Source organism: Pantoea sp. NSTU24, from assembly GCF_050157905.1.
In the GTDB taxonomy this organism is placed as follows: Bacteria; Pseudomonadota; Gammaproteobacteria; order Enterobacterales; family Enterobacteriaceae; genus Pantoea.
Genome location: NZ_JBKIWZ010000001.1, coordinates 1,617,078 through 1,634,304 on the forward strand (window position 1 = coordinate 1,617,078; position 17,227 = coordinate 1,634,304).

General features: G+C 53.5%; 15 protein-coding genes, 1 tRNA gene and 3 other RNA genes. 9 read left to right on the plus strand and 10 right to left on the minus strand.

The genetic code is table 11. From position 1 onward, the window contains the following. Positions 1-4 precede the first annotated feature (4 nt). The 6 genes from motB to otsB form a co-directional block, all read right to left on the minus strand. Positions 5-949 carry a flagellar motor protein MotB gene (gene motB / locus ACLHDD_RS07850; protein ID WP_427103656.1) on the minus strand — a complete coding sequence of 315 codons (945 nt, stop codon included), beginning with the start codon at positions 947-949 and terminating at the stop codon, positions 5-7. Next, positions 946-1,833 (minus strand): flagellar motor stator protein MotA, encoded by an 888-nt coding sequence (motA, locus tag ACLHDD_RS07855; protein ID WP_128085060.1) that lies wholly within the window; start codon positions 1,831-1,833, stop codon positions 946-948. The genes motB and motA overlap by 4 nt, the downstream gene beginning before the upstream one ends. Before the next feature lie 129 nt (positions 1,834-1,962). Next, complete coding sequence (gene flhC / locus ACLHDD_RS07860; RefSeq protein ID WP_427103657.1) at positions 1,963-2,541, minus strand: flagellar transcriptional regulator FlhC; 579 nt, start codon at positions 2,539-2,541, stop codon at positions 1,963-1,965. Next, positions 2,538-2,891 (minus strand): flagellar transcriptional regulator FlhD, encoded by a 354-nt coding sequence (flhD, locus tag ACLHDD_RS07865; protein WP_427103658.1) that lies wholly within the window; start codon positions 2,889-2,891, stop codon positions 2,538-2,540. Before flhD ends, flhC begins: the two co-directional genes overlap by 4 nt. 997 nt (positions 2,892-3,888) lie before the next feature. After that, the gene (otsA, locus tag ACLHDD_RS07870; RefSeq protein WP_427103659.1) at positions 3,889-5,325 is read right to left on the minus strand and encodes an alpha,alpha-trehalose-phosphate synthase; all 1,437 of its coding nucleotides are present in this window, start codon (positions 5,323-5,325) and stop codon (positions 3,889-3,891) included. Further along, positions 5,322-6,110 carry a trehalose-phosphatase gene (gene otsB / locus ACLHDD_RS07875; RefSeq protein ID WP_427103660.1) on the minus strand — a complete coding sequence of 263 codons (789 nt, stop codon included), beginning with the start codon at positions 6,108-6,110 and terminating at the stop codon, positions 5,322-5,324. Before otsB ends, otsA begins: the two co-directional genes overlap by 4 nt. A gap of 451 nt (positions 6,111-6,561) precedes the next feature. Between otsB and eptA the strand changes: the two genes are divergently transcribed. The 9 genes from eptA (at position 6,562) to ACLHDD_RS07920 (ending at position 12,240) form a co-directional block, all read left to right on the plus strand. Continuing rightward, positions 6,562-8,190 carry a phosphoethanolamine transferase EptA gene (gene eptA, locus ACLHDD_RS07880; protein WP_427103661.1) on the plus strand — a complete coding sequence of 543 codons (1,629 nt, stop codon included), beginning with the start codon at positions 6,562-6,564 and terminating at the stop codon, positions 8,188-8,190. Next, complete coding sequence (pmrA, locus tag ACLHDD_RS07885) at positions 8,190-8,870, plus strand: two-component system response regulator PmrA (RefSeq protein ID WP_313655567.1); 681 nt, start codon at positions 8,190-8,192, stop codon at positions 8,868-8,870. Before eptA ends, pmrA begins: the two co-directional genes overlap by 1 nt. Next, positions 8,867-9,925 (plus strand): two-component system sensor histidine kinase PmrB, encoded by a 1,059-nt coding sequence (gene pmrB / locus ACLHDD_RS07890; RefSeq protein ID WP_427103662.1) that lies wholly within the window; start codon positions 8,867-8,869, stop codon positions 9,923-9,925. The genes pmrA and pmrB overlap by 4 nt, the downstream gene beginning before the upstream one ends. Before the next feature lie 302 nt (positions 9,926-10,227). After that, positions 10,228-10,794, plus strand: a complete 567-nt coding sequence (locus ACLHDD_RS07895) for a flavin reductase family protein (protein ID WP_427103663.1) — start codon at positions 10,228-10,230, stop codon at positions 10,792-10,794. A gap of 59 nt (positions 10,795-10,853) precedes the next feature. After that, the gene (gene msrA / locus ACLHDD_RS07900; protein ID WP_313655564.1) at positions 10,854-11,387 is read left to right on the plus strand and encodes a peptide-methionine (S)-S-oxide reductase MsrA; all 534 of its coding nucleotides are present in this window, start codon (positions 10,854-10,856) and stop codon (positions 11,385-11,387) included. A gap of 243 nt (positions 11,388-11,630) precedes the next feature. Further along, positions 11,631-11,718 (plus strand) — tRNA-Ser (locus tag ACLHDD_RS07905). A 46-nt stretch (positions 11,719-11,764) separates the two neighbouring features. Beyond that, positions 11,765-11,892, plus strand: a non-coding RNA gene (locus ACLHDD_RS07910) — RtT sRNA. A 45-nt stretch (positions 11,893-11,937) separates the two neighbouring features. Then, positions 11,938-12,065, plus strand: a non-coding RNA gene (locus ACLHDD_RS07915) — RtT sRNA. 47 nt (positions 12,066-12,112) lie between these two features. Then, positions 12,113-12,240: non-coding RNA, RtT sRNA (locus ACLHDD_RS07920), on the plus strand. Positions 12,241-12,420: 180 nt separating this feature from the next. On the opposite strand, the gene ACLHDD_RS07925 is transcribed toward ACLHDD_RS07920, so the two are convergent. From ACLHDD_RS07925 to phoH, 4 genes are all read right to left on the minus strand, one after another. After that, entirely contained in the window at positions 12,421-13,425 is a 1,005-nt protein-coding gene (locus ACLHDD_RS07925) for a LacI family DNA-binding transcriptional regulator (RefSeq protein ID WP_427103664.1), read from the minus strand. Positions 13,426-13,545: 120 nt separating this feature from the next. Beyond that, a complete protein-coding gene (locus tag ACLHDD_RS07930) occupies positions 13,546-15,429 on the minus strand; it encodes a beta-glucoside-specific PTS transporter subunit IIABC (RefSeq protein ID WP_427103665.1) in 1,884 nt (627 codons plus the stop codon). A 162-nt stretch (positions 15,430-15,591) separates the two neighbouring features. After that, positions 15,592-15,885 carry a hypothetical protein gene (locus ACLHDD_RS07935; RefSeq protein WP_427103666.1) on the minus strand — a complete coding sequence of 98 codons (294 nt, stop codon included), beginning with the start codon at positions 15,883-15,885 and terminating at the stop codon, positions 15,592-15,594. Between the two features lie 56 nt (positions 15,886-15,941). After that, complete coding sequence (gene phoH / locus ACLHDD_RS07940) at positions 15,942-16,730, minus strand: phosphate starvation-inducible protein PhoH (protein WP_427103667.1); 789 nt, start codon at positions 16,728-16,730, stop codon at positions 15,942-15,944. Positions 16,731-17,227: the final 497 nt, after the last annotated feature.

Genomic DNA, 17,227 nt, shown 5'->3' on the forward strand with positions numbered 1-17,227 from the left:
GGAATCACCTCGGTTGTGAGGGGGCTGCTGTATTCACCGCGCTGCCTGGTGTTGCCAGCGGTGCGCGAATCTGTTCAATCGCCGCCGGATCGCTGATCTGGACGGCATCACTTTCTGCGTTTTCTTTTTCTATTGCTGCTTCGGTGTCGTGGTTCAACACCAGCAGGCTGATGCGGCGGTTCACTGCGTCATTCCCGCCGCGATTTTTCAGGCGCATGGTGTCAGCCATGCCCAACACTCGTAAAACTTTGCCGCCATCCAGGCCGCCCATCACCAGTTCACGGCGCGAGGCGTTGGCCCGGTCAGCCGACAGTTCCCAGTTGCTGTAGCCTTTGTCGCCGCTGGCATACTGAAAATCGTCAGTATGCCCGGCCAGGCTGATGCGGTTGGGAATATCATTCAGAATCGGCGCTATTGCGCGCAGAATGTCGCGCATGTAAGGCTCAACTTCGGCCCGGCCGGTCTTAAACATCGGGCGGTTCTGGCTGTCGATAATCTGAATACGCAGCCCCTCTTCCACCATGTTGATAATCAGATGCGGACGCAGCGCTTTCAGGCGCGGATCGGCTTCAATCAACTGGTCCAGCTTTTCACGCAGCCGGTTAAGGCGAATCTCATCCAGCTGCCGTTTCTGGGCATCCATATCGACAGCTTTCTTCACTTCACCCTCTTTCTTCGTCGGATCGTCACCGCCACCCGGAATGGGGCTTTCGCTGTCACTGCTGCGCGCCCCCCCGGTCAGAGCCACCTTCAGCGGCGTTTTGAAATACTCAGCGATCTGCACCAGCTCCTGCGGGTTGGCGATCGACAGCAGCCACATCACCATAAAAAAGGCCATCATCGCCGTCATAAAGTCGGCGTAGGCAATCTTCCACGATCCGTGGCTGCCTTCATGGCCTTTATGTTTGCGCTTTTTAATCAGCACAATTGGGCGATTGCCGTGTTTCATGAGGTCTCGTCCGAAGTTTGTTTAGCCGGGTTTTTGGCGTTACGCACATGCTCTTCCAGTTCGCTGAACGACGGACGCTCGGCGGAGTAAAGCGTTTTACGACCAAATTCCACCGCAATCTGTGGCGCGTATCCGTTGAGGCTCGACAGCAGGGTCACCTTGATGCACTGCATCATCTTGGTCGTTTCCGCACACTTCTGGCGCAACACCGATGACAGCGGCGAGATAAATCCGTAAGCCAGCAGGATCCCCAGGAAAGTTCCTACCATCGCGTGAGCCACCAGCGCGCCCAGTTCCGCCGCCGGACGGTCAGCTGAGGCGAGCGCATGGACAACCCCCATTACCGCCGCCACGATACCGAAAGCGGGCAGGCCGTCACCCACCGCGGCAATACTTTGCGCTGGTACGTCACATTCGTGTTCGTAGGTCTCGATCTCTTCATCCATCAACGCTTCAATTTCAAAGGCGTTCATATTGCCGCTCACCATCAGGCGCAAATAATCAGTGATAAAATCGACTAACTGTTTATCGGCAAGAATACGAGGATAATTAGCAAAAATTTCGCTCTGGCTGGGATCTTCAATATCGCGTTCCAGCGACAGCATCCCCTGTTGACGCGACTTCGCCATCAGGCGATAAAGCAGCGCCATCAAATCCATATAAACCGCTTTATTGTATTTTGACCCGCGGAATAACAGAGGCAGCGCCTTCAGCGTTTTTTTAATCGACTTGCCATTGTTGCCGACTAAAAAAGCACCCGCTCCGGCACCTCCGATCATTAATAATTCAGCCGGCTGATAAAGCGCGCCCAGATGGCCACCTACCAGTGCGTATCCGCCTAACACGGAGCCTAAAACAACCAGGTAACCTATAATTATCAGCACAAAAATTCCTTACGTCCGAAACGTGTTGGTGGAAGCGACGCCAGCGCAGCAGCTGTTATTCCTGAACCGCAAGCAAAAAAAAGCAGCGGTATTAACCGCTGCTGGATGACTTCCACAATGCGAACAAACTTAAACGGCGTGTTTAACCTGTTCATCCAGCAGTTGTGGAAACATATCGGCAGGTTCTGCAGAAAGTTTACGTCTTTTTACGGCACGTGATGGCGGCTGGCACAGGCTGCAGGTGAAGCTGCCAACGGGCTGATGCGTATGATTAATAAAGCTGCCATTGCAACACTTACAATCCGCCAGTTCCAGCATGCCACTTTCAACGAATCGGACCAGGGTCCAGGCGCGGGTCAGCGCCAACAGCGGGCCCTCGTCCGATTGCGGACATTGTTCAAGATATAACCGGTAGGCTTTGATCACGGCATCGACGCCGCTGCACAGACCGGTTTTCAACAAAAATTTCCAGGCGTTACAGAATATCGAGGCGTGAATATTCTGCTCCCAGGTCATAAACCAGTCAGTCGAAAACGGCAGCATGCCCTTGGGTGGCGGACTGCCACGCAGTTCTTTATAGAGCTTGATCAACCGGCCGCGGCTCAGCTGGGTTTCGCTCTCTAACATCTGTAAGCGCGCACCTAAGGTGATCAGCTCCATTGCCAGTTGAATATCACGGGCTTCCTGAACAATACTTTTTTCACTCATGACATTGCTCTCTTTTTAGCAGGCAGATCATCTTTAGACGCATTACGCAGTAAGCCGCTTGATAATAAAATACCGGTGTGGATTTGCTGTAAATCATCCACGCGGGATTCCTGTGTCAGACGATTAATCGCTGTGCTGTCGGTAAAACGGAACTGACAAACCAGTTGATTGGTTTCCGCCATTTTTACCATCTCAGGTAATGTTAATTCAGATAATGCACTTGCCATTTTCTCATCAATGCCGAGGCGAAACATTGCAGAAGCTTTATCCTGGTTAATTAAACGCTGCGCAAGCAGTAAATAAGACAAGTTGAGGTCGTAAATATGTTTCAGTACTTCAGAGGTGCCCATTTATTTTCCATCCTGAGAGATGAGACGTAACTGTATCGCAGAAAGTTCCCTGCGGTTCGAGCTGCTGTTTGTTAAATCAAAAGATGGCAAAGAAACCTTCAGATATCATTAATACCATGCTTTCTGCCTTCTGTTTTTTGTGGGTTTCAGACCCACCGAAGGTCAAAAAACCATGCCATTTTATTTTTGGGTTCTGGACACCTTCCGTGATGTCTTCTTACGTTTTTTAGGACTAATCCGAAAACAACGCAAATCTATATCGTCTGATTTCGACATACAACGACAGCCAGATGAAATTTTAGATAAAGTGTGATGCAGATCACACTTTTAAGGCAAATTTCTTCAGCAACCCTTTACCATCGCTTACCTTCTGGTCAATTTATGAGCAGAAAATTGTGTTTTTAAGTCCAATTTGTCCTGAGAAAGGCTTAATAGAGGGTAATTGCAGCGTTATTCGACGCGTTGAACAGGCGGGGATCGATATCGTGTGCTAATTGTTTTATCGCCCTATTTAGAACCATCTGGCGATGAGTTAACAGCATTTTATGCTGTTCATAGCGGTGAGTATTTGCAGGTAAATTAGTTACTTAATGGGAGTATCGCAGGAAGTGAGTAATGAAAGCGTAAGTCTCAGGCGGCAGTATGACGGGTTTCTGGCAAGCGTATGTAACTCATTTCGACAAAGTATTAAGGCTCCAGCGCCTGATGTAACAGGCTTTTATATAAGAAAGACGAATGAATTAACAACAGGTTATGCTTCGCCTCTTTTTTTATCGGCAGCGCAACGCCAGACTTGAGTAAAAAAGGTAAAGAAAGTGACCAGCCGCAGGCTGACAGGAGGTTGCACTGAGCCCTGCATGAACTGGGTCACACTTTGCAGCGGATAACGCGCGCAGAAAAGCGTTTGCTGATGACAATGCAGCGTAAATGGGCGTGTCGGAAGAAAAACGTAAAACGGCAGCGATACCCGAAGATACCGCTGCCGCTGTCAGTGTGATCAAGCGAGTTTCGGGAAGGTCGCGACTTTGTTAACGGTGTTGTGGTCCACGCTGCGTGGATCGATGCGTTCCAGATCTTTCAGGAAGCTCTCGCGCCAGGCTGTGATGTCGTTCCTGCGCAAAACCGCCATCATATCGTTGTAGCGGGAGATTCTTTCAGTGCGCGGCATGGTAATCGCTTTATCCAGCGCAGCGGCAACCTCATCACGGTCATAAGGATTAACGATTAACGCTGACGTCAGCTCGTTAGCCGCGCCGGCAAAACGCGACAGCACCAGTACGCCCGGATCGTCCGGGTCCTGCGCCGCCACATACTCTTTCGCCACCAGGTTCATACCGTCACGCAGCGGTGTTACCAGACCCACATCGGTCAGACGGAAGATTTTCATCAGCAGGCGACGGTCGAAATGCTGGTTAAGGTAGTAGAGCGGAGTCCAGCCCAGCGTACCGTACTTACCATTAATGCGCCCTGCCTCGGTTTCCAGCTGATGACGGATATCCTGATAGGCCTGCACATCGCCACGTGACGTCGGTGCAATCTGCGAGTAACGAATTTTGCCACGGTGCTGTGGGAAGTTCTCCAGCAGAGCTTCATAGGCGAGGAAACGTTCTGGCAGACCTTTGGAATAATCGAGACGTTCACAGGCGATAATATTGCGCGCATCGCCCAGCTCTTTCTTCATTGCGGCCATTTTTGGCGGCAGCGGTCCTTCGGCCATCTCTTTAATGCTGTCTGGCTCAATCCCAATCGGATAAACCTCGGTCATAAAGGTATTGCCAAAGGCACGATGTTTTTTATCGCCTTTGTTCTGCAACTGCGTCAGCTGGCTGACGCTGTCGAGGAAGGCCACGCGATCTGATTCGGTCTGGAAGCCCAGCAGGTCATATTCGCACAGCATTTCCAGCAGCTCTTTATGCGGCGGCAGCGCATTGAATATTTCGGGCGTCGGGAAAGGAATATGCAGGAAGAAACCGATACGGTTATTGATGCCTGCGCGACGGAGTGCTGCGGCGAACGGTAAAAAGTGATAATCGTGGATCCAGACAATGTCGTCCGGCTTAATCAGCGGTTTTAAACGCTGCGCCACCGCATCATTAACATCGCAGTAGCCTTCCCAGGCTTCACGCTGGAACTGCACCAGATCAAGGCGATAATGGAAAGCAGGCCAGATAACCGTATTGGAGAACTGGCAATAATAGAGATCGTAATCATTCTGGCTCAGCGGGAATGAGGCATATTCGATACCTTCATGTTCCTGGACTCTGACCTCTTCCTCTTCTTCGCCTGTGAATTCGCTGATTTCACCGTTCCAGCCAAACCACAAGCCACCGGTGCTTTTCAGTGCATCGAGAATGCCGACGGCCAGGCCGCCTGCGCTGGTTTTAGACCCATCTGGCATGGCGACACGGTTAGATACAACCACTAAACGACTCATAACCTAAACTCCTTACCGACGTTGTCTTGTTCTGATAGTAATAATGTTTTTTCCAGCCAGCCGTAAACTGCATTCACATCTTCAAGCCGGTAGTTGGCCTGAGTGGCACCCTCACCCACTTTTATGGAAATGCCCTGCGCTGCGTTCACGGCGGCAAAGCCTTTCTCGTCTGTCAGATCGTCACCGATAAAGACCGGCGTCCGTCCGGCAAACGGGGGCTGCTGCATAAAGTCGCTGATAGCAGCGCCTTTATCGATACCTTGCGGTTTAATTTCTACCACACATTTTCCCGGCTGGAGCGCCAGTCCCGGAAAACGCCTTATGGACTGTTCGGCCAGACGCAGGACATCCTGCTCGTGCTGCATTGCCTGGCGGTAGTGAAGGGCAAAGGCCATGCCTTTGACTTCCAGCTGGGTACCTGGCCAGGCGGCCATCGCATCCTGCAGTTCGGTCCTGAGCGACTGCTCAACCTCAACGGGCAGGCTGATGCGCTGCAGGTGCCCTTCTGCGTCACGGCGTTCAGCACCGTGCACACCCGCCGCCGGCCCCTTCAGGGGCGCAGCCAGCGCATCGAGTTGTTCAATGGGTCTGCCAGAAACCAGCGCAAGTGCGCCCTGCGAGTGGGCAGAGAGCTGCTGAAGTTGGGCGATAACCTGCTCAGGAATAAAGACCGCTTCGGGACGGGACTGAATTGCTGCCAGCGTTCCATCGACATCAAAAAAGAAGGCGTACTGTCCGTTCGTTAATGTCGGGTAACTGGCATGAGGGTCTGCCACCTGATTCACGTCACTTCTCCTGAAATCGTATTGAATAAAACATTGAGTTAAAACAAGAATGTCCTGACGCAGTCAGGTCAGCAAGCGGGAAATTCTGAAAGGCGGTGATTGAGGGGTAAAACAGGGTGATTCGATAGGTCACTCTCCTCAAACGTGCAAACGCGTTGCTGACAATACTGACTACCTGAGAACACCTTCGCGTTAAGTGTAGTCATTAATAGGGGTTACGCCAGAAATATGCAGTTTTCATGCCAGCCGCTGCGGTTAAATAAGCAGAAAAGCGCCTCGTCAGCCTGTACCTTTCAGGCTAACGAGCGCGGCTCCGGTCCAGGCATGACCTGGGTATGGCCTGCATTGCAATTGGGACAACAGGCCGCGATCAAACCTTAAGCGTCTTAAGGTATTCCTAATATTGAAAGCGCACTATCGTGACACTTTTATTACTCTGGTTTCTGCTCTCATGGCGTTTACCCTTAAAAGGCCGCTGATTAGCCGCCTCAGCTTGCTGATCTTCGCTGCGATCTACATCGCGGTATTTCTGAATATTGCCTATTACCGGCAGGTGCTGGCGGTAATGCCGCTGGATAGCCTTCATACCACGCTGGTCTTTTTATCGATGCCGCTGGTCGCCTTCAGCGTCATTAATATCGCGCTGACCCTGGCCTCATTTTTCTGGCTGGACAGGCTGCTGGCTGCGCTGTTTATTCTGGTTTCCGCCTCGGCGCAGTTTTTTATTCAGACCTATCACATCGTGATTGATCGCTCGATGATCACCAATATGATGGACACCACCGCCTCAGAAACCTTTGCGCTGATCACACCGCAACTGATTTTTACACTGCTGACCTCGGGCGTACTGATGGCGTTGCTGATGTTCTGGCCACGGGTAAAACGGCAGCAGTTGCGCGGCGTACTGGCACGCCTGCTCAGCCTGATCCTTTCGGCCGCGCTGATCGTGCTGGTTGCTCTGCTCTTCTATAAAGATTACGCGTCGCTGTTCCGTAATAACCGTGAACTGGTGAAAGCACTGAGCCCGTCAAACAGCATCGCCGCGACGCTCTCCTGGTATAAGCATCAGGAGCTGCAGAACGTGCCGCTGGTACGCATCGGGGAGGATGCGCATCTGCTGCCCGGCCACAGCACCGGTAAACCTCAGCTCACCATTCTGGTTCTGGGCGAGACCTCGCGTGCACAGAACTTCTCGCTGGGCGGCTATACGCGGCTGACCAATCCGCTGCTGGCAAAAGATGATGTAATCTACTTCCCGCACACCACCTCCTGCGGAACGGCGACTGCGGTGTCGGTGCCCTGCATGTTCTCCAACATGCCGCGCGCCCACTACGACGATGTACTGGCCGCCCATCAGGAGGGGCTGCTGGATGTGATTCAGCGCGCCGGGATCAGCGTGCTATGGAATGAGAATGACGGGGGCTGCAAAGGTGCCTGCGATCGGGTTCCGCATCAGGATATGACCAGCCTGAATCTGCCCGGCATGTGTATCGATGGCGAATGCTATGACGACGTCCTGTTCCATGGTCTGGATGAATACATCAGCCAGCTGAAAGGTAACGCAGTGATTGTCCTGCACACGATTGGCAGCCATGGGCCGACCTACAGCCATCGCTATCCGCCGCAGCTGCGTCAGTTTGCCCCGACCTGTGATACCAATCAGATCCAGGACTGCTCGCAGCAGCAGCTGGTCAACACCTATGACAACACGATAGTTAATGTGGATCACATTGTTGATAAGGCCATCGGCATCCTGCGCGCGCATCAGGATCGTTTTACTACCAGCCTGGTCTATCTTTCTGATCACGGGGAATCGCTGGGCGAAAATGGCGCCTATCTGCATGGTCTGCCCTATGCTATCGCGCCGGATACGCAGAAACATGTCCCGCTGCTGCTCTGGCTGTCAGACGATTATCAGCATCGTTTTGCGGTTAACCGCAGCTGCCTGACTAAACTGGCCGCGACAGATGATTTCTCTCAGGATAATCTGTTCTCTACCCTGCTGGGATTAACCGGCACCGCAACCCACGAATATGTACCTGCGGATGATATTTTGACGTCGTGTCGGAGCCAACCCTAATGAAGATACTGATTGTTGAAGATGACGCCCTGCTGCTGCAGGGGCTGATGCTGGCGCTGGAAGGTGAAGGCTATGTCTGCGACGGCGTGACACGGGTACGCGATGCCGAGGCGCACTTTGCCAGCGGGCTTTACAGCCTGGTAGTGCTGGATCTGGGTCTGCCGGACGAAGATGGACTCCATTTCCTGATCCGTCTGCGGCGGCAGAAGAAGATGACGCCGGTACTGATCCTGACCGCACGCGACACCATCAGCGAGCGCATCGCCGGGCTTGACGCTGGCGCGGATGACTATCTGATTAAACCGTTCTCGCTGGATGAGCTGCTGGCACGGATCCGTGCCCTGATCCGCCGTAATGTCAATCAGGGGGATACCCAGGTGAGAGTGGGCGCGCTGGCGCTGGATATGACCCATCGTCAGATCTCGCTCAGCGACGTGTTGCTGGACCTGACGCCTAAAGAGTTCGCAATCCTGTCGCGGCTGATGCTTAAGGCCGGCAATCCGGTTCACCGCGAAATTCTCTATCAGGATATCTACAACTGGGAAACCGAACCTTCGACCAATACCCTGGAAGTGCATATTCATAATCTGCGCGACAAAATTGGCAAAAGCGCCATCCGCACCGTGCGCGGCTTTGGTTATGCGCTTGTCACGCAGGATGGCCTTCGTGAGGCAACATGATAGGACGTTTCGATCATCGCAGTATGCGCTTTCGCCTTATCCTGACTATTGGCCTGATCCTGCTGGTTTTCCAGGTGATCAGCGTGGTCTGGCTCTGGCACGAAAGTAAAGAGCAGATTCAGTATCTGGTGGAAGCGCATCTGCAGAAGCGCAATATGGACAGCAACGTCGAGCGTGAAGTCCGCGAAGCCGTGGCCAGTCTGGCGGTGCCGAGTCTGGTGATGATCACCCTGACCCTGCTGCTTTGCTATCAGGCGGTGAAATGGATAACACGGCCGCTCTATCGTCTGCAGAGAGAACTGGAAAGCCGCAGCGAAGAGAATCTCGACCCGGTTGCATGCCACAGCCAGGTGCATGAGATTGACGCGGTGACGCAGGCGATCAACCAGCTGGTGGCCCGCCTGAACAGCAGCCTGGAACGTGAGCGCCTCTTTACCGCGGATGTGGCGCACGAATTGCGCACCCCGCTGGCCGGTCTGCGCCTGCATCTGGAGTTAATCGAACGTCACAGCGATGTCAAAGTTCAGCCGCTGGTTCAGCGGCTGGATCAGATGACCCACAGCGTGTCGCAGCTGCTGAGTCTGGCACGCGCCGGGCAGTCCTTCACCTCCGGCACCTATCAGAACGTGGGGCTGATTGAAGATGTGATTTTGCCGATGGAGGCGGAGCTGAGCATCATGCTGGAGGCGCACAATCAGACGCTGCTGCTCGACCTGCCGCAGGAACAGTTTGTACGCGGTGATGCAACACTGCTGAAGATGCTGCTGCGGAATCTGGTGGAAAACGCCCATCGCTACAGCCCGGAGAACAGCACTATCAGTGTGCATCTGCTCGCGTCACCACAGCCAATGATGGTGGTGGAAGATCAGGGACCGGGAATTGATGAGAGTAAAAGTGGCGAGCTGAGTAAAGCCTTTATCCGGATGGATAGCCGCTATGGCGGGATCGGACTCGGGCTGAGCATCGTCAGCCGCATCGTTCAGTTACACCGCTTCCAGTTTTTCCTGGAGAACCGTCGCGATCAAAGCGGCTGTCGGGCAGTGGTCCGGTTTTAAGCGCTGAACCAGGCCGAGAGAAACAGAATGACCGTCCCCGCAGCAATCAGCAGTGCAGCATATTCGCTTACCGGGCGCGGGGTCGTTACAGGCAGGTCAGCAGAAACCGTTTTCATCGCATTCTCCTCAGTTGGAGCAGACAGTATCGCGACGGCATATTAAGGAAACCTTAAGCTCGCGATACTGCCACACAGAATTCTGGTTCACCGCTCTCTGCGCGTGCAGATAGCCCGTCATCCGGCCTGCTGCCTCTGCCGTGTGCTCTACACTTAATGGTTACGTTTCATTGACGGAGTGACGCCATGAGCCCGCGCATGCACAAATATGCTTTTCCGGTCAGTAAAGCCCGCAAATATCTGGAACCCGGTCCGGTGGTGCTGCTCAGTTCGCAGTATCAGGATCACCACGACATCATGACCCTCGGCTGGCACACCGTGCTGGAGTTTTCGCCCTCCCTCGTCGGCTGCATGATCGCGGGCATGAATCACAGTCATGAGCTGATCCGTCACAGCGGTCAGTGTGTCCTGAACATCCCCTCCGCCTCGCTGATTGACGAAGTGGTCGCCATCGGCAACAGCCATGGTGACCAGCTCGATAAATTCAGCGCTTTCAACCTCACGCCGGAACCGGCTCAGGTGGTGGGCGCCCCAATGATTGCCGAATGTTTTGCCAGCTTCGAATGCCAGCTCTATGACGATGCGATGGTGGCCCGTTATAACCTGTTTATTTTTGAAATCGTGAAAGCGCATGTCGCCGAACAGCCGGAGTATCCCGCGACGCTGCACTACACCGGTGAAGGCCGGTTCAGCGTAATGGGCGATAAAATGCTGGATAAGAGCGGCGATTTTAAACCTGAGATGCTGTTGTAGTTGAAAGCCCCTCATTCCGTCCCCATTCAACTCTTTCGACCTGACAGGAGTAAAATATTATGGCAATCGAATATGCAGTGATCGCAGGTGGCTGTTTCTGGTGCACCGAAGCAGTATTTAAAGATGTGATCGGCGTTGAGTCGGTGGAAAGTGGTTATACCGGTGGCGCCCGGCCTAATCCTACCTATGAGCAGGTCTGCAGCGGGGCCACCGGTCATGCGGAAGCGATTCGTATTGGCTTTGACCCGGAGAAAGTGAGCTTCGGCGATCTGCTGGATATCAGCTTCGTTACGCATGATCCGACGCAGCTTAACCGTCAGGGTAACGACATCGGCACGCAGTACCGCTCGGCGATTTTCCCGGCCAATGCGGAACAGGAAGCGGAAGCGCGCGCCGCCATTGCTCGCGCCCAGGCGGACCATGAGGTGCCGGTAGTGACCACCATCGAGCCTTTGAAAGAGTGGTATCCGGCGGAAGCCTATCACCAGGATTACTGGGAAGGCGCAGGTCAGCGCAATGGCTACTGCATGGCGGTAATCCCACCCAAGCTGCAGAAACTGCGTAAAAGTTTTGCTGACCGTGTGAAAAGCTGATTCGTCAGGGTGACATCGGACCGGCAGCCTCGCCGGGATGTCGCCCTTATTCGGTCTGCTTTTCCATAACGTTGAAAATTCCGGCAGATAAGGGCCTGTAAATTGCCCGTTTCAGGGTCGGGCAGATCGATTCGTACAGAGCTTAAGCGAATAGATCAAAAGAAAAAAATAGTGCTTGACCGTTTTCAGTCGACTCCCTATAGTAGCGCCCCGTTGACCCAGCGCGGTCAGCGAAGTAAATGTGGTGAGGTGTCCGAGTGGCTGAAGGAGCACGCCTGGAAAGTGTGTATACGGCAACGTATCGGGGGTTCGAATCCCCCTCTCACCGCCACATTCTGAAGAAGAGCCTGAACGAAAGTTCAGGCTTTTTTTTTGCCTATTGCACCGTGCAGAGGGGGTGAGAAGCCCCGCAGGGGTTCGACAGCGTGCGCAGCGCGCTGGACAGCGTCGTATACGACGCTGCCCGCAGGGTGAGCGCAGCGAATCCATCCCCCTCTCACCGCCACATTCTGAAGAAGAGCCTGAACGAAAGTTCAGGCTTTTTTTTGCCTATTGCACTGCACAGAGGGGGTGAGAAGCCCCGCAGGGGTTCGACAGCGTGCGCAGCGCGCTGGACAGCGTCGTATACGACGCTGTCCGCAGGGTGAGCGCAGCGAATCCATCCCCCTCTCACCGCCACATTCTGAAGAAGAGCCTGAACGAAAGTTCAGGCTTTTTTTTGCATATTGCACTGCACAGAGGGGGGGTGAGAAGCCCCGCAGGGGTTCGACAGCGTGAGCAGCGCGCTGGACAGCGTCGTATACGACGCTGCCCGCAGGGTGAGCGCAGCGAATCCATCCCCCTCTCACCGCCACATTCTGAAGAAGAGCCTGAACGAAAGTTCAGGCTTTTTTTTTGCCTATTGCACCGCACAGAGGGGGTGAGAAGTCCCGCCGGAGTGCGACAGCGTGCGCAGCGCGCTGGACAGCGGCGCCTGCGACGCTGCCCGCAGGGTGAGCGCAGCGAATCCATCCCCCTCTCACCGCCACATCCATTAACAGATTTCAGGACAGCGAGCGACTGAGTCCCGGCTCACCAGCGTTCCCTGATGCGAAAATAGCGCTCTCTCTTCAGGTCGCAATATAATTTCCATCGCATCACGGATCATTTCATCGACAGGAACATGAACGGTCGTTAAAGAGGGTGTGTAATACTTTCCGATGACCGCATCATCAAATCCGGCAAGCGAGATCGCTTCCGGCACGCTTTTCCCCGCCTCCTGAAAAGCTTTTGCCAGACCAATAGCCATATCGTCATTGGCGGCCAGTACACAGGTAAACGGAACACTGCGTGCCAGCAGCTCACATCCAGCCTGGTAACCGCTCTCTGTACTCCAGGCACCCTGCACTATCAGCTGCGGATCCAGGCTAATCCCCGCCTCCTGCAGCGCATGACGGTAGCCCGCTAAACGCTGCTCCCCCGTGGGCGAACCCGTGTTACCCATGACAAAGGCAATCCGGGTATGTCCCTGAGCCAGCAGATGCGCCATCATCTCCTCACTACTGCGCCGATGATCTGTAAACACGCAGCGATGCCGGTTTCTGATAAGTTCGCGGTTAATCACCACTATCGGCGTCTGATTTTCATCAATGATCTCATCCAGTTCGCTGACGGAAAGATATTTGGGATAGATCATGATGGCTTCGCAGCGAAGTTCGAGGAGCAATCCAATGGCATTGCGCTCGTCCTGAGCGCTGTGTTTACCGTCCGCCAGCACCAGCTGACGATTTTGCTTCTCGCTGAGTGTTGCCGCCTGATAAACCATCCCCGAAAAAAACGGGCCGTTATAGAGCCCGTTAGTAATGACCAGCCCGATCGAGTGGGTCGTATTATTCGACAGATTGCGCGCCAGTCTGTTGGGCCGATAACCGGTCTCTGCCACCGCCTGCAGAATCCGGGCTTTCACCTCTTCCCGCACAAAGACTTTACCGCTCAGTGCACGAGATACGGTTGCTTTGGAGACGCTGGCCCGTCTGGCGACATCCAGTATTGTTACCATGTTTACACTCCCGTGATTGGATGACTCCTGCCCGACCTTCTGTACCGCTGAAAACAGGCCCGGGCGGAAAGCGCAGCCGTGGCAAACCGACACGTCGCGCCTGAGCCTGTTCACGTTTTCTTATGCCAGCGACATCAGAGGCACGCCTCTGCCGACCGCGCCCTGAGACAGATACTTCATCAGCGTGAAATCGTCGCTGTTCACGACCAGAACCGGTGTCGTCAGGTCATAGCCTTTATGTTCAATACTGATTTGATCGAACTCAAGCAGTGGCGCTCCCGCGCTGACCACATCGCCCTCTTTCACTAACGGCGTGAAATGTTCACCCTGCAGCTCAACCGTATTTAAACCAACATGGATCAGTAACTCTGCGCCATTCTCACAGACTAGTCCAATGGCATGATGTGAGGGAAGTAATGACACGACTGTCGCCTTGCAGGGGGCCACCACTTTACCTTCTTCAGGCTTGATCGCGACACCGTCGCCAAGAAATTTCCCGGCAAAGGTCTCATCAGCCACGTCTTCAAGCGCAACAACGTTGCCTTTTAACGGGCTGAGAATATCCATGCTCCGGGCAAGGCCGGGTTCCGGTGTCGTCTGGGTTTTGCCGTCTGGCGATGGCGTGACTTCTTCATTGACAGGATCGTCAAAACCCACAAACTGCACCATGAGGATAGTCAGTACAATCGCGGTAACCGCGCCCACCAGCTCACCAATAAACGACATCGGCGCAGCCGGACTGATGGCATTGACCAGCGTAAACAGGCCTGGTAATGCCGCATAGGCGTAGTACAGGCTGCCGAACAGGCTGGCAACGACCGCCCCAATCGCACCCCCGATGCAGCCACAGATAAAGGGCTTTTTAAAACGCAGCGTCACGCCATAAATGGCGGGTTCTGTAATACCGAAAATAGCCGTAATACCGGCCGACATGGAGGTAGCTTTTAACTGGATATTGCGGGTTTTCAGGAACACCCCAAACACGGCAGCCATCTGACCGATCACCGCGATCGTCTGGTAAGCCTGAAAAGAGTCATACCCCTGTGTGTCAAAATTCGCCATGATGACGGGCGTAATGCCCCAGTGAACACCAAAAATAACGATAATCTGCCATACGCCACCAATCACCGCTGCCGCAACCGGCGGTGCCGCCTGGAACAGGGCGTTATACCCCCCCGCTACCCCCATTGCGGCCCAGGTGGTAATGGGTCCGATGACAATCAGCGTCAGCGGCACAATAATCACGAAGCAGATCAGCGGTGTAAAGAGCGGGCTGACCACATCCGGTATCCCCTTCTCCACACGGCGTTCAAGCCAGGAGAGTGCCCACACCAGAAATAGCGGGGGCAGAACCGAGGAGGTATAAACCGTTTTGGAGAGAGGAAAGAAAAGAAAATTTATACTCTCTCCGCCAGCAATCCGTCCGGCCAGCGATGCCCAGTCCGGACTGATCAATGCACAGCAACAGAGCACAGCAATGAACGGATTACATTTGAAATGCCGGGCTGCCGTCATGGCGATAAAGACCGGCAAAAATGCAAACGGCGTCCAGGACATAAAATTGAGCACCGCAAAGGTGCCTGTCGTTTTAATATCAGCATCAATCAGACTGACAACGATCAGCACTCCCTGCAGGATACCGGCTGCCGCCAGAATATACACAATCGGGGCGAAGACGGCCGACATGGTGGCAATCACAGCATCCAGCCTGCGCGTCTTCCCTGTCTGACTGGCAGAAGCGGCTGTCTCTTTCACAAGACCCGACATTGCATTAAACAGGTCGGCGACATGGGTGCCGATAACCACCTGAAACTGCCCGCCGCTCTCTACCACTGCAATCACTCCCGGCAGACTCTGCACTTTCTGCTTCGCCTCTGCCGGAGTTTGATTCAGTACCAGCCTCAGCCGGGTGGCACAGCGAGTAAAACTCACAATATTCTCTTCCCCGCCCACTTCCCGGAGAATATCATTTGCTAACCTGTTGTAATCCCTGATAACAGCCATGCAATTTTCCTTTTTTATTCAGTCATTGCGTCCCACGCAACTGTGAGACGGCCTCTGCGGTAATCCGGAACACTAGCCATGCAACCGGTTTCACCGTAACCTGGTGGAGCAGCCATGCAACCGGCTTCATGGGAATGTGAGAGTCAGTTCACCTATTTCAGGTCAGGTAACGCGCAGATCTGTGACCGCATCGATCTGCTGGTTTTTAAACCCGCTATCCATGCAGTCGTAGCCATTCTCTGCAGAACGGATATTACTGAGCGAAGGCGAACCAGGGAGCAGGAAAATATTCGCGATAATAGACGCGCACTGAGTCATCACATACGGCAGATCACACTTCTGGCAATGCGGAAACCGGAAGCCATCCGGCAAAAAGAGTGTTGTTTCACTGACGATGACAGCGGGCAGCCTGCTATTATGACGCTTATGTCTGTGCAGGCTTTCAGCATTCAACAATAAAAAAACCCGGCCGGAGCCGGGTTTGGGCGCTACACATCTTACTCAATCAAACGCTAACTATATGCATGCAGGGTGCGCTGACACAGCGCAGAACGCACACAATCCTCTTTGCCAAAGCGGACAATGCCAACCATCTCATCCTCTTCAAAACGCGCCAGCGCGTCTGCGAGACCAGAAGGCACCCCAGTGGGCAAGTCGCACTGGGTAATATCGCCGTTAACAATGACCGTGACGTTTTCGCCCAGTCGGGTCAGGAACATTTTCATCTGCGCGGCGGTAACGTTCTGCGCCTCATCCAGGATCACCACGGCGTTTTCAAAAGTGCGGCCTCGCATGTAGGCGAAAGGCGCAATCTCTACCTTGGCAATTTCCGGACGCAGACAATATTGCATAAATGATGCGCCAAGACGTTTAACCAGAATGTCATAGACCGGACGGAAATAGGGGGCGAATTTCTCAGAAATATCACCGGGCAGAAATCCCAAATCCTCATCTGCCTGAAGTACCGGGCGAGTAACGATAATCCTGTCGATATCCTTATGAATCAGGGCCTCAGCCGCTTTCGCGGCGCTGATCCAGGTTTTACCGCATCCGGCTTCACCGGTTGCGAAGATCAGCTGCTTGGTTTCTATGGCATTAAGATAGTGCGCCTGAGCGTCATTGCGGGCCTCAATCGGCAGTCGGTCACGCGTGTCGCGCGCCATGCCAATTGCGTCCAGTCCGCTCATATGCACCAGCGAAGTGACCGACTCTTCTTCACGCTGACGGTGACTCCGGGAGTCACTGCGAAGCACTCTTCTTGCTTCACGACGCGCTTTGATCACTGCTTTCTGTCTTCCCATAGTGGCACCTTTCAGTTGGTTTCATTTCCCGCGTCAGGCGCGTAGCCCGTTGCGATTACGTGAACGCTTTAGAGGTTTCAGTTGGCTTCCTTCAGAGCCATGACAGGACAGGATAAGAGGTATACAGCCGCGCACAGGCGTCGCTGAACACCGGATAGCACAGGTTGTAAGACAAAAGAAAGCGTTAAAGAAAGGGAGAGATAACGAGGCGAAATTGCCCTCGCGTTCGGGCGCAATTTATTTAACGGCAATGACTTTCCAGAAAAGAATCGACCCATGCGCGAACTCCAGTGTGATACATCAACACATCCGATTACGCCTGTTTAATAAAGTGCACCATTTTGTTGGGCCTTTGCAACTGTAATTTTATCTGCTGGCAAAGGAATTGCTAATAGCGGGTAAACATTTGTTTTACGAAAAAATGTAAAAGCCATAAATTTCAGAAAGTTAGATTATTTCTCATTTTCTGAAAATGCGCTAAATCTCAGTAAAAACTC